11 protein-coding genes are annotated in these 12,843 nt (G+C 42.7%); all 11 read right to left on the bottom strand.

Annotated features, from left to right (window positions below; genetic code table 11):
• Positions 1–62: 62 nt before the first annotated feature.
• Positions 63–383, bottom strand: a complete 321-nt coding sequence (locus BM205_RS11300) for an H-NS histone family protein (RefSeq protein ID WP_092414604.1) — start codon at positions 381–383, stop codon at positions 63–65.
• 45 nt (positions 384–428) lie between these two features.
• Complete coding sequence (locus BM205_RS11295) at positions 429–2,363, bottom strand: polysaccharide biosynthesis protein (RefSeq protein ID WP_092414603.1); 1,935 nt, start codon at positions 2,361–2,363, stop codon at positions 429–431.
• A 76-nt stretch (positions 2,364–2,439) separates the two neighbouring features.
• Positions 2,440–3,000 (bottom strand): sugar transferase, encoded by a 561-nt coding sequence (locus BM205_RS11290; RefSeq protein ID WP_092414602.1) that lies wholly within the window; start codon positions 2,998–3,000, stop codon positions 2,440–2,442.
• Between the two features lie 153 nt (positions 3,001–3,153).
• The gene (locus BM205_RS11285; RefSeq protein ID WP_092414601.1) at positions 3,154–4,386 is read right to left on the bottom strand and encodes a glycosyltransferase family 4 protein; all 1,233 of its coding nucleotides are present in this window, start codon (positions 4,384–4,386) and stop codon (positions 3,154–3,156) included.
• Between the two features lie 8 nt (positions 4,387–4,394).
• Positions 4,395–5,528: a non-hydrolyzing UDP-N-acetylglucosamine 2-epimerase gene (gene wecB / locus BM205_RS11280; protein ID WP_092414600.1), complete on the bottom strand. Its 1,134-nt coding sequence runs from the start codon at positions 5,526–5,528 to the stop codon at positions 4,395–4,397.
• A gap of 2 nt (positions 5,529–5,530) precedes the next feature.
• On the bottom strand, positions 5,531–6,637 hold the full coding sequence (locus BM205_RS11275) for a UDP-2-acetamido-2,6-beta-L-arabino-hexul-4-ose reductase (protein WP_092414697.1): 1,107 nt from the start codon (positions 6,635–6,637) through the stop codon (positions 5,531–5,533).
• Positions 6,638–6,641: 4 nt separating this feature from the next.
• On the bottom strand, positions 6,642–7,676 hold the full coding sequence (locus BM205_RS11270; protein WP_092414599.1) for a polysaccharide biosynthesis protein: 1,035 nt from the start codon (positions 7,674–7,676) through the stop codon (positions 6,642–6,644).
• A 267-nt stretch (positions 7,677–7,943) separates the two neighbouring features.
• Positions 7,944–9,278: an O-antigen polymerase gene (locus tag BM205_RS11265; RefSeq protein ID WP_092414598.1), complete on the bottom strand. Its 1,335-nt coding sequence runs from the start codon at positions 9,276–9,278 to the stop codon at positions 7,944–7,946.
• 215 nt (positions 9,279–9,493) lie between these two features.
• Positions 9,494–10,717 (bottom strand): glycosyltransferase, encoded by a 1,224-nt coding sequence (locus BM205_RS11260; RefSeq protein WP_217646038.1) that lies wholly within the window; start codon positions 10,715–10,717, stop codon positions 9,494–9,496.
• 2 nt (positions 10,718–10,719) lie between these two features.
• Positions 10,720–11,532, bottom strand: coding sequence for a glycosyltransferase family protein (locus BM205_RS11255; protein WP_092414597.1), 813 nt, complete (start codon positions 11,530–11,532; stop codon positions 10,720–10,722).
• Between the two features lie 2 nt (positions 11,533–11,534).
• Positions 11,535–12,806 (bottom strand): flippase, encoded by a 1,272-nt coding sequence (locus tag BM205_RS11250; RefSeq protein ID WP_092414596.1) that lies wholly within the window; start codon positions 12,804–12,806, stop codon positions 11,535–11,537.
• Between the last annotated feature and the right edge of the window lie 37 nt (positions 12,807–12,843).

Here is a 12,843-nt window from a genome sequence, read left to right as displayed (position 1 = left end):
AGTTTTGAGTGCCGGTCGTCAGGCCAGCACTATTTTTCAGACGACAGAAACAACAGTGATTGTTACACGCGTATGGCGTCCAGCGACTTACCGGAAGCGACCCAGTCCTGAACCCATTTAGGCTGACGACCACGGCCGGTCCATTGCAACAACGGATCCGACGGATGGCGATAACGAACCGCCACTTTGGTCTTGGACGCAGCGTGCTTGCCGCGCGACTGAGCGCCCAGCAAATCCTGCAGTGAGATCCCCGCATTTTGGGCGATTGCCAAAATTTGTTCGCGTGCCTTGGCCAATTCCAGGTGCTCACGATCTTTCAAAGCTTGCTTGACTTGATCCTGCAATGCACGCAACTCAACTACTGTTAATCCGGATAAATCCATGCCACCCCCGACAAATGAAATTCAATCAAAATTTTTCCGCCTGTGTTAATGCAGCGTCGTGTCGCCCGCTTCTGGTAAGTGGCGTTTGGCGCGCCATATGAAATCTTCAATTCCACACTGCGGCGTATACTCGGCGACTGTACGCAATAATAATTCTCGCACTTCCTCATGGTCAAAATTGGCGCATGCTTCTTCCAACTTATTCAACAACCCTTCCAAAATCACCCACGGAATCTCTACTTCTTGCGCGCGCATGATCAACGGATGCTCTGTCCCTTCGACATTTTCACCAATCAAAAGCTCTTCGTAGAGCTTTTCTCCAGGTCGCAGGCCGACATGGTTGATTTCTATGGTGCCATCGGGCGTCAAATCAGACAATACATCCAGTCCGCTTAAATGCACCATTCGCGTCGCCAGATCAATGATTTTTACCGGGTCTCCCATATCCAATACAAATACGTCCCCGCCCTGACCCATGGCACTCGCTTGCAATACCAACTGGGCAGCTTCCGGGATCGTCATGAAATAGCGGGTAATTTCAGGATGAGTCAAGGTAAGCGGCCCGCCCGCCATGATCTGCTTGCGAAACAAAGGCACCACTGAACCGGACGAACCGAGCACATTACCAAAACGCACCATACAGAATCTGGTCTTTGATGCACCCTTAGCTTGTACACGTGAAAATGCTTGCAATATCAACTCAGCGAAACGTTTGGTTGAACCCATTACGTTCGTCGGGCGCACCGCCTTGTCAGTAGAAATCAGTACGAATGATTTGACGCCAGCGGCCATCGCCGCTTTCGCCACGCTTAAGGTACCAAACACATTATTCCGGATGCCCTCAATCGGATTATGTTCAACCAATGGCACATGTTTATAGGCTGCAGCGTGGTACACCGTTTCAACGCCAAAGGTACGCATGATGCGAGTACATTTCTCAGTTTCCAACACAGAGCTAAGAAACGGCAATAATTCAATTTTTAGCCCTAAGCTCCGCTGCAACTCGGCCAACTCCTGCTCAATCGCGTACAAACCAAACTCTGACATTTCCAGCAAAATCAGTCGTGACGGACGTTGCCTGATAATCTGGCGACATAGCTCAGACCCTATGGAGCCGCCTGCTCCAGTCACCAACACAGATTTGTTCGTAATACACGCTGATATCAAGTCCGGATTAGGCTCGACCGGATCACGCCCCAGTAAATCCTCGATTTCGACTTCGCGAATATCCTGCACGCGCAGCTCGCCATTAATCAAGCTCTTGATGGGTGGCGTTACCTTGATTTTGACTTTGAGCGGCTCTAATTTATCGAGAATATGTTTTTGCTGCAGCTTACTCAGGGACGGCATTGCCAGCAAAATCTCTTTGAAATTGTACCGGGCAATTAAATTAGGTAAATCGTCAGCGGTGTGAACTTTGATACCGGCGATAGACGCCTTGTTCAATTCCTTCTTGTCATCAATAAACGCAACAGGTAAGTACTCGTTGCCCGCTCGGAGCGCACTCGCCAACTGTGTACCGGCCTGACCAGCCCCATAAATTGCAACCCGCACCACCCCTTTCACCCCGCTGGCACGTAGCAGGTAGCTTCGCGCCAAGAATCGGCTTGCGGTCACATATAAGATTGCACTAACCCAATAGATACCAAAAACTGCGCGGGAGTATCCCGCAGTTTGCGTAAAAGTGCCAAGAGCACCCAATGCAATCACCGATAACGTTACACCAAAGACCACAACGTAAACAATCTTGTGGTCGATGAAACGAATGACAGCTCTATACAGCCCTAGCTTGATGAAAATAGGGATCGATATCAAGGGTAACGCGGTAATCAACAAGCCATATTGATGCAACAACCAACTATTAAGACCGTCGTGACGTAACCATATCGCCAAACAAAACGTTAATGGCAACAGAATAATATCTGCAGTGACTGCAATTATTTGCTTATGAAGACGCGAGAGGCTTAAAAAAGGAATCATGTGGGCAATTCAGCGATTAACGACCATAAGAAAATTTGAGTACTTTCTGGATAAATTTTTCGGCATTTGCAAATTATCAATGCGTAATCCCATCTCTTCGGATAACTTTCAAAAAAGTGAGAAACATAATTTTCATATCAAGAGAAAAAGATTGCCGCTGCAGATATTCAACATCCAGCTTTACTTTTTCCGGAATGGGTAACTCATCCCGTCCATTGATCTGGGCCCAGCCCGTCAAGCCCGGCAACAAATGCTCTACACCGTATGTAGTACGTAATGCTATCAAGTCATCTTGATTGTATAGTGCAGGCCTTGGACCAACAAAACTCATGTCACCCTTGATTATGCTCCACAGTTGCGGTAATTCGTCCAGGCTCGATTTACGCAAAAAGGAACCGATCGGGGTCAGAAATTTGCCAGGATCGGCCAGCAAATGAGTCGCCACTGCAGGAGTTTCTACCAGCATGGTGCGAAACTTGGGCATCGAGAAAATAGCATTATTCCGGCCTACTCGATCAGACCAATATAAGATTGGGCCAGTTGATGTTATTCTAACAAAGAAAGCAATAATTAAAAGTGGAAAAGCAAAAAACAACAGTAGCAACAGGCTTAAAAAGAGATCGAAAATACGCTTCATATAAAATCACTTAATCTTGTTCAAAAAAACGAAACAGTCTTCTGAGTCGCTGCATTTCCACTGACCACGGGCCACCAGTTCAAGATATTTTGACGTGGAGGTATAGCAACTCGCAACGCCTCGAAAAAATTATTTATTTCCGCGACAAATATCTTATGCACTATTTTTATTTAAACTCATGCTATGAAAATAGCTTTCTAATTTATCGATCAAAAATTTCTTTTCAAATTGTGCAACATAATAAGCTTTTCCAGCCTTACCCATCGAATCGCGTTTTTCAACATTTAATGCCGCCATCTTGGCAACAACAGCAGCCAAACCTTCTGCATCGCTCGCTTTACACGCATATCCAGCTCCCGCTTCGCGAATTACCTCGGCCCCTTCACCATCTATCGCGCCGATAATTGGCAATCCAGACGAAAGATAAGTTTGCACCTTGCCTGGGATCGTCATGGCAAAGATGTCATTCGCTTTAAGCGAGACCAGCAAGGCGTCGGCATGGGCAAAAAAAGATGGCATTCTTTCCAAAGGAAAGCGGCCAGTCATTACCACATTGTTTTGCAAGTTTCTTTTTACTATCTGCTCCCGGACCCAACCTGCCATCCGCCCGTCACCTACGATAATCCATCGTATGTCACTGCGTTCACGAAGATACTCCGCAGCATTTAATATAGTTGGAAAATCCTGCGCATCGCCAATATTCCCCGAAAATAATATATTAAATATATCCTTCTTCGCTTCCACTTCAGGAGCGCTTACAACTGATTCGTTATTAAATAAATCCTCAGACCAACTGGGAAAATATTTTATTTTCTCACTCTCACTGCAGTATTTCCCAATACTGGATATGAAAGATTTAGACTGGGCCAATACCAAGTCGCAATTTTTGTATATAAATCTTACCAAGACTCCAACGGCATCAAGTATTTTTTTGGATTTCACAACGCCTACTGCGCTAAGCGATTCCGGCCATAGATCCAATACCCAAAGTGCAATTGGTGTTTTTTTTATGAATTTCAGAAAAATCGCAGGTATAGCAACAGTGATGGGGGACAGTCCACATACAAAAATAAGATCGTATTTCTTCCCGGCCAACTTTAACGAACCTAGCAGTGATGCTGAAAATATGAAACTAAAATAATTGATCATTAACCGCAGCGCGCTTTGACCCCGAGGAGCCAAAGGCACCCGTACTACGGTCACACCATTAAAATTTGCGTATTTTTGGGGATATTTATTAAAATCTTCATAAATTTTCCCCTCCGGATAATTTGGCCAACCAGTCAATACGGTAATTTCATGACCACGACCAGCCAATTCTGTCGCTAGATCATTAATACGAAAATTCTCTGGCCAAAAATATTGGCTAACAATTAATATTTTCACAATTCAGATTACCCTACTTTGTGCCACACCTCGCGATTTACATAATCCGTATAGCTATGGATAATTCTCACAACTTTGTCGGACACGTTCGGCACACTGTAATCGGTAACGAGCCGTAAATCTCGCTCGTCACCGCGTTTTTGACTCTCCAATATCTTCAAACCTTGCAACACGCGATCTACTTCCAGCCCCGTCATCATAACGGAAGCTTCTTCCATACCCTCGGGCCGTTCATGCGCTTCACGTATGTTGAGTGCAGGGAAATTAAGAATTGAAGACTCTTCCGTAATCGTTCCGCTATCAGATAAAACAGCCCGGGAACAAGCTTGCAACTTTACGTAATCTTTGAATCCGAGCGGTTTAAGTAATCGGATTAATGGATGGAAGGTGACCGCCTTCGCATCCACCTTTTTTTGCGTACGTGGATGAGTTGATACGATGACTGGCTCACCATATGTCTCAGCGACGGCGTTCAAGGTACTCACCAACTTGGCGAAATTAATGTCCGAATCAATATTTTCCTCGCGATGCGCGCTAACAACAAAATATTTTCCTTCCGTTAATCCTAAACGGCTCACTGCATCTGATGCGTCAATCCCTGCCTTGTAGTGATTTAACACCTCAAACATAGGGCTGCCTGTCTTGATGATCCGGTCAGGCGGCAAACCTTCCCGCAATAGGTATTCGCGAGCTATAGCGCTATATGTCAAATTGACATCCGCCGTGTGATCGACAATCTTGCGATTAGTCTCCTCTGGCACCCGCTGATCAAAGCAGCGATTACCCGCCTCCATATGGAAAATCGGAATTTTCCGACGTTTAGCAGGAATCGCCGCCAGACAACTGTTAGTGTCCCCCAGTATAAGCAACGCATCAGGCTGCACCTGTGCCAAGACGGCATCCACGGCGATAATCACTTTACCGATAGTCTCTGCAGCGTTCGCGCCTGCCGCATTCAGGAAATGATCAGGTTTACGAACCTCCAGATCCTGGAAAAAAATCTCATTCAATTCGTAATCATAATTTTGTCCGGTGTGTGCAATCACGTGATCGCAATATTCATCTAACTTCGCCATCACACGAGATAAGCGAATAATTTCCGGACGCGTCCCAACGACCGTCATGACTTTCAGTTTTTTCATCGTTAAACCTTGTACGTAATCGTATCTGGATGTTGACGGTCGAATATCTCGTTCGCCCATAACATGACAATCATTTCTTCCTCACCGATATTTGTGATGTCGTGTGACCATCCCGGAATGGTCTCCACCACCTCGGGTGAGCTGGCGCTGGTACGAAGCTCATGGCTCGCGCCGGTGTCGATATGACGGAAGCGAAAACACGCCTCGCCCTTTATGACCAAGAATTTCTCAGTCTTCGTATGATGATAGTGCCCGCCTCTGGTGATACCCGGGTGCGCGGTAAAATATGAGAACTGGCCAGAGTCACGTGTTTTCAGCATCTCGACAAAGACACCGCGCGGATCTTCATGTTTGATCAAAGGATAAGAAAACTGCTCCGGGGTGAAATAGGTGATGAAAGTCGAATACAGCGCGCGCGTCAAGCCCGCGCCAACCGACTCAATCACAAGCGATTTCCTGTTTTCCTTGAATACACGCAACTGCTCCGCCAAATCTCCAACGGTTATGCTATAGACCGGTTGTACGTCTTCGCACTCTTCGCTTGCCGGCCGGCTATCCATTACACGCAAAAAATCAGCGATAACATCATCCACATAGACCAACTGGATCTCAGCCTCGGGGTCATTGATCTGGATGGGTAAGTCGTGCACGATATTGTGGCAGAAGGTCGCCACCGCAGAATTGTAATTAGGACGGCACCACTTACCAAATACGTTAGGCAAGCGATAGATATAGGTAGGCGCACCGGTAGCAGCGCCAAGTGCGCGCAGAGCATCCTCAGCCATACGCTTGCTGATGCCGTAAGCATTGCCGCGCTCGGCCTGGATGGAGGATGTATAAACAATGGGCACTGACCGACCAGTGGCCTGAACCGCATCACACAAAGCTCTGGTCAAATCAACATTGCCCTCGATGAACTCTTCTTCAGTTTGCGGACGATTAATCCCGGCCAAGTGAAAGATAAAATCTACCGCAGCCACTTTCTCCGCCAGTGCCTGAAGATCATCAGCCTTCAAAAACGTGAGGATTTCAATATCCTTTCGTTCACGTAAATGAATCAGCAAATTTTTACCAATGAAGCCATTAGCCCCTGTCACTAACACTTTCATCTCATCATCCCTCAGCGACAGCGCTCTCACCACGCACTATGGAACGGATAAAGTCTAATTTCATAAGTAACGCTTTCATGCCCTCAACGTCCAGACGGTCTGTGTTATGTGAATTATAGTCATCGCAATTTGAGATCTTTTGCTCTCCTTGCTCCACGAATTTGCCGTAATTCAGGTCACGCAAATCGGGGGGCACTCGGAAATAGTTACCTCGGTCTTCCGCTGCAGCCATTTCCTCTCGGCTCAACAAAGTCTCATATAGTTTTTCGCCATGGCGCGTCCCAATGACATTTACCTGATGGGCAGGCCTCTGCATAATTGATAACAAGGCGTGCACCAGGGTGTCAACCGTCGCTGCAGGCGCCTTCTGCACGAAAATATCCCCGTTGGCGCCATGCTCGAAAGCGTACAACACCAAATCGACGGCATCTTCAAGCGTCATCATAAAACGCGTCATCGCCGGATCTGTGATGGTAATCGGCTGCCCTGCCCGCACCTGATCCACGAATAACGGGATCACAGAGCCGCGTGACGCCATCACGTTACCGTAACGCGTGCCACAAATGACGGTCTTGGCATCATCCACATTGCGTGACTTTGCAACCATGACTTTTTCCATCATGGCTTTGGAAATGCCCATGGCGTTGATAGGATAAGCCGCCTTGTCCGTGCTCAAGCAAACCACACGCCGAACACCGTTTTGAATTGCTGCCTCGAGCAAATTATCGGTACCGATAATGTTGGTCTTTACCGCTTCCATCGGATGGAACTCACAGGAAGGCACCTGCTTTAAAGCCGCCGCATGGAAAATGTAATCCACACCCCGCGTCGCGTTTAAGATGCTCGAATAGTCACGTACATCCCCAATATAAAACTTCAATTTAGGGTTGTTGTATTTCTTCCGCATATCATCCTGCTTTTTTTCATCGCGGCTGAATATGCGTATTTCACCAATGTCCGTGTCTAAAAACCGTTTTAAGACAGCATTACCGAAAGACCCGGTACCACCGGTAATTAATAACAATTTATTTTTAAACATTTTTAATCTACGATTGATAATGAATTAATTTACAGGAAAAGAAATATATATAATTATCTGAATAATTATAAAACATAAAAACTTTTCCTCCTAGGTCAATCCAGAGATTCATCATCTGATTGTATCGAACAATCACACGAACTCTTGAAATAACGACAGCGAATGCTTCAATTAAAACTATTTCATTCAGATAACAAATTTTAATTTTTTATTAAAAATTAAATTCCAGGCAATGAATTAAAATTACAAAATCATCCAACATGAAAATCATCTCTTAACTTTATATTTTTTCCAAATCAAATCATTGGCAACAAGAAACAAAAATAAAACAACAATGAGCAAATACATATATCGCGCCATAAACAAACTAATGATAAATGATGCCTGAAAACAAACTATAGAAATTATAAATACTACGCATGAGATCCAAGAGTTTCTTGAATTCAGTAGTCTGTAAAAAAAAGCATGAATTACCAATCCAAGCAAGAACATAAAAAGCAATGTTCCAACGCTACCAAAGTCATATATAAGTCCGCGAAATATTGTATAAATATTAGTAGTAAACATTTCCTGGTATGAAAAATATTCCTCATAAACCCCTGCAGGAAATATTTTTTTACTTCCAAAGAAATCAAATACTGACTGGAATGTATAGTTTCCGTACGAAAAAAAACTATCACTGTAATTCAGTTCCGTTCTTCCACCCAAATAGTGAGAAAACCAATCTGAAAATGCATATAAATGTCCAAACACATAAGAAAAAAAGGAATTGGACACTTTATGAAAAATCCCTGTAGCATCGTCGTTATCTGACATCCCTCTTGATAAAAATGATACGGCTACAAGAGGGAACAGAAGCAAGCCATATCCAATCAAGCGGGCAAAAAAAGCGCTATTTACCAATGTCAGCTGATTCGAATATATTTTTCTAACAAAGATAGAACCATAGAAAAAAGCAATCGAAAGAAATAATATAAGTTTTGCAGACTGAGTTAACATTACAAATAACGAAGGAGCGAACGCCATGAAGATAAATATAAATTTCTGGATTCTCTTTTTCTCGCCGTAGTATACGAGCCCACCCAACACAGCAGTAGCATAAGTGAAAATAATACTTAAGCGCCCCCAACTTCCGTAATCTAACTCACCTTGTCCTCGCATAGCTGCATATTTACCGCTGGTGTCCAAAATATCGAATATCATCGAATACAAATCGAAACCATTGGAAATCACGCTAATTATTGTAAAAACAACTGCAGAAATACTTGAAAAATAAAATAGCTTGCGCATGAAGCCACTATTGAATTTAGCCGAATCATCATCATCTTTTTTCTTGTTATTTTCAAATGCCTTTGTCCAATTGAACGGCAATGCACTTAAAGAAAAAGAAAAAACGCAAAGTGCTATAAATAAAACGGATAATGGTTCAACAGGGACATTAAATAATACGACCAAAGGAAAAAAAGTAAATGCAAACCATGCTATAGAAAATAAACAAGCCGGGAAAATCCATGTGCCAACAGCACTTCGAATGCAATAAGCTTGTGCAAAAATAAGAATACTAAAAAAAATCGCAAGTAACTTATCAATGTTTTCAGCCATAATACACTTTCATAAAATCCATATTTCTCATGCCGCCATTTATCTGCATATTTTTTTTTATAGCCGGCAGCTATCTTTCACATTTTTATCAACGTTCAATCTCTTGCTCCGGTGTCGTATATTTGCATAAATTTATAGAAATAATGATTTGACTTCCAATTTTCAAATCAAGCCGAAGCCAACGCAATTATATTTCTTGAAAAATCTGATCAAACTCAAATTTTCCACATATCCCGATTCTGTCTATAGCTCGAAAGATGCACTAATAATCTGGCGAAATTCGCGAAACGATTTGGCCCAAGAATTCGTAAAATCAAACGCATAAAGAAATTTACGACGGCAAATTTATTTTTGTGTTTTCCGATATCGTTATAGCTGTTGGCAACAAATTGGGTGGATTTTTTTTCAAGAAGGAAATTTTTCTTTGCAAATTTTCCTACCGGACCGTCAGAATTAAAAGGATCGCAACCAGGCTCCAACTCGCTGGCAACACATGCATACGCCCGCCGCAGAGTCGGCGAGATGTAATCGCCATTTGACATATAATCAAATCCGTACTTCCGCTTTGAGGCCGCTGTAGTATGTTTCTGCAATGCGGCTTTATAAGATACGCTCAATTCCAGCAAATCGCCGCTATTCTCACCTTTATGAAAGAAGGATTTCTTACTTAAGAGATCAGGATTTTTTTCATCGAACGAACTAAAGTGGAAAAATATCAGCGGATATTTATCATTAACTATATAGCAACCATTATCGTCTTTAGAAATATATCTTTCCTGGACATTCCAGAACGCGGCGTTATATCCCAAATTAAAGGATACATACAGGTTCTCAAAGAAACAAGGTGCGATACTCACCCATTTTTGATCTGTAGATAAACCAAACTGAGTTTCAAAATAACAAAACCGGAAACAGCGATCACTCCACCATTTCAGAAAACTTACTCCTTCGTCAGATTTATTAATTGCAAAAAAACCAAGATTAAAAGATCCGAAACACAGCATGCCGACATCACTATTAGGCCATGCATTATCTTGAGGCTGAGTATAGTGTGGAGTCAGTACAATCGGATGCGCCTCGAGATCGGCCAAAATCGGATCAAGAGAATGATAGATGCATGTATCCGGGTCCAGAAAAATGACATTATCGAATTTCTCCAATAACTTCAATGCAAGGAACGGCTTCACAGATGTACTGAACTCTGTAATATCGTATTTAAATGCAAGGTTATAAAGATCCGGTACCCCGGCATCTTCAATCCAAATAAAATCAGCTAATGAATCTGGCAATACCACATCGCATTTTCGGTCGATCAAATATATTTTGATTTTCTTCTGTTCATATTTCAACACCGACTCGGCCAAAACCAATGCCTTGGGCAAATATGCCAAATTACAAACTGTAAATGCAGCATATTTTGTGTCATTAGAAACATTCATTATCAAACCTTTTCCTCACCTACTGCATTAAAAAATCTAGCAACTATTTGACTTGCAATATAAATCAAAAAAAGCTTTGTTATATTCAGGGAAAACGCCAATTGACCTGAAGTCATTGCAGTAAATATCAACTTGATACTCGATTTTGATACATCAATTATCCGCGATGACGGATAAGCTCTCATCAAATAGTGTTTACCAAAAATTTTATATTTTTTATCTGCTTGCTCAGTTACGTGATCGAAACCTGGAGTACAAGAATATTCGCCGATCTTCAGACCATTCATCTTCGATCTAAAGCAAAACTCATAGTCAACACAGTCGACAAAATATTTTTCGCTATGCCAATTTATTTTTTTCAGATTTTTCAGATAAAACAAACTGCCGCTATTGATCGCCAGGGGTACATCCTTAAAACAATTGCCGCTGTCCAGTTCTTCAATTCGTTTGGCGTTGAAAACAATCGCGCTATGTGTTGCCGCCAATTCAGGACGCTGAAAATGATATTTCTCGATACAATCTAAGGTATCTTTATTAAATATTGTATCTTGGTCGAAAAAAAGCAGAGCCGATTTGTTTTCATAAAATGCCTGAGCACAAACAGAAGAAATACCTAACCCAAGGCCAAGGTTCTTCCCGGTAGTGAAATATTTTATTCCATTTCTATTTTCGGAAAATTTTCTGATACTTTCTTTTTCAGGTGAATTATCAAATATATAAATCTGATAATCACATTCAATTGCCATTTTAACTCTGTCTAAAAAACCATCTTCCGGGTTATATATTACAAACCCAATTGCTATATCTCGAGTCATCTTTATCTTTTCAAAATATTTTTCGCAATACCCTGCAAAATTAACCAATCCATTGCGACCCGCAGCACCCACACACCTGCGGCGCCTTGCAAGCCAAAAAATTTCAACGCGATGAGTAGAAGAGGAACGTATGTAATTAATTCAAACAAATGCACCAGTGCAGTTACCCTCACATTGCCAGAAGCTTGAATTACAGCGAATGGTATTTGGGCAATGCCGTTAAATAAAATCCCGAAAGCCAAAATGGAGGTCAATAACCAGGATTTTTTAGCAAAATCAACTCCAAGCCATAGGGACAGACCAAAATATGACCCTAAAATAATGGTCAGGCAAACCGGTGTCATGACTTTTGCCACGATCAAAACTGATTTTGAATATAATTTTTTTGCTGCTGGTAAATCTGTCGTAATTAATGAAGCTAACCTCGGGAAGAGAGCGGCTGTTAATGCACCCGGGATAATAAGTATTCTTATCAGAGAATCAAATGGTACTGTGTAATATGCAACTGAAGCTGCTCCAATAACTGCAGAAATCAGGAAGCGATCCGCAGTAACCATCAGCGGGCTAATTACATTCGACATTGTCATCCACACACCGAATTGCCACAATTCCCGCACATGAGAATAATCCAGTTTCGCTTTTGCCCATGTCCAACCCAATTTGGCATTGATTGGATAGATATGTAACAACATATTCAACAAACGAGCAATTACCAAACTTGCGACGGCGAGTTCAAGTATCGGTCCGAATAGCACTATGCTAACGACAGGCAACCCGAAATTCGCAATCCCCAATAGAATTTTCAGGAGATTTATTTGCTTGAAATCTTCAAACCCTTCTAATACACCTCGCAGACCGGTTGTAATAGTAGTCAGAGGTATCCCAATAGCTGCAATCGCTAATGAATATACAGCGCTCTTTTGCAATCCCACGCTCACATTCAGCCAGGAATTACCGAGGGGCGCTGCAAGCACTGCCAAGATGAGTCCCCCGACGATCCCTGCAATTGCAGTAAAGACCAGTCCAGCTTTAATCAACTGGGGAAGTTTATCGATGGCCCCCAATGCTCGCTGTGAAGCTACCTTTTGGGTTAGTGCCCGGCCCAGGCCAAAATCGAACAGACTGAAATAACCGATCAATGCCCATATCAACGTTAATATGCCGAAGGACTCAATCCCTAAATTTTTCATTAAAAATGGAATCGAAAAAACACCAACTAAAAGTGGCGCCCCCGTGCCAAACAAATTCCATAGGGTATTTCTCTTAAGAGACATTAGTAAACCTGTAAAGTGGCAAGAATAATATGTTTTT

This window comes from Collimonas sp. OK307, assembly GCF_900113705.1.
GTDB lineage: Bacteria > Pseudomonadota > Gammaproteobacteria > Burkholderiales > Burkholderiaceae_D > Collimonas.
This window is presented reverse-complemented; position numbering and strand designations above follow the sequence as displayed.

Bases quoted from the DNA above. Each gene is read 5' to 3' on its own strand.
- BM205_RS11300 (WP_092414604.1), bottom strand. From the start codon at position 383: ATGGATTTATCCGGATTAACAGTAGTTGAGTTGCGTGCATTGCAGGAT.
- BM205_RS11295 (WP_092414603.1), bottom strand. From the start codon at position 2,363: ATGATTCCTTTTTTAAGCCTCTCGCGTCTTCATAAGCAAATAATTGCA.
- BM205_RS11290 (WP_092414602.1), bottom strand. From the start codon at position 3,000: ATGAAGCGTATTTTCGATCTCTTTTTAAGCCTGTTGCTACTGTTGTTT.
- wecB (WP_092414600.1), bottom strand. From the start codon at position 5,528: ATGAAAAAACTGAAAGTCATGACGGTCGTTGGGACGCGTCCGGAAATT.
- BM205_RS11275 (WP_092414697.1), bottom strand. From the start codon at position 6,637: ATGAAAGTGTTAGTGACAGGGGCTAATGGCTTCATTGGTAAAAATTTG.
- BM205_RS11270 (WP_092414599.1), bottom strand. From the start codon at position 7,676: ATGTTTAAAAATAAATTGTTATTAATTACCGGTGGTACCGGGTCTTTC.
- BM205_RS11265 (WP_092414598.1), bottom strand. From the start codon at position 9,278: ATGGCTGAAAACATTGATAAGTTACTTGCGATTTTTTTTAGTATTCTT.
- BM205_RS11260 (WP_217646038.1), bottom strand. From the start codon at position 10,717: ATGAATGTTTCTAATGACACAAAATATGCTGCATTTACAGTTTGTAAT.
- BM205_RS11255 (WP_092414597.1), bottom strand. From the start codon at position 11,532: ATGACTCGAGATATAGCAATTGGGTTTGTAATATATAACCCGGAAGAT.
- BM205_RS11250 (WP_092414596.1), bottom strand. From the start codon at position 12,806: ATGTCTCTTAAGAGAAATACCCTATGGAATTTGTTTGGCACGGGGGCG.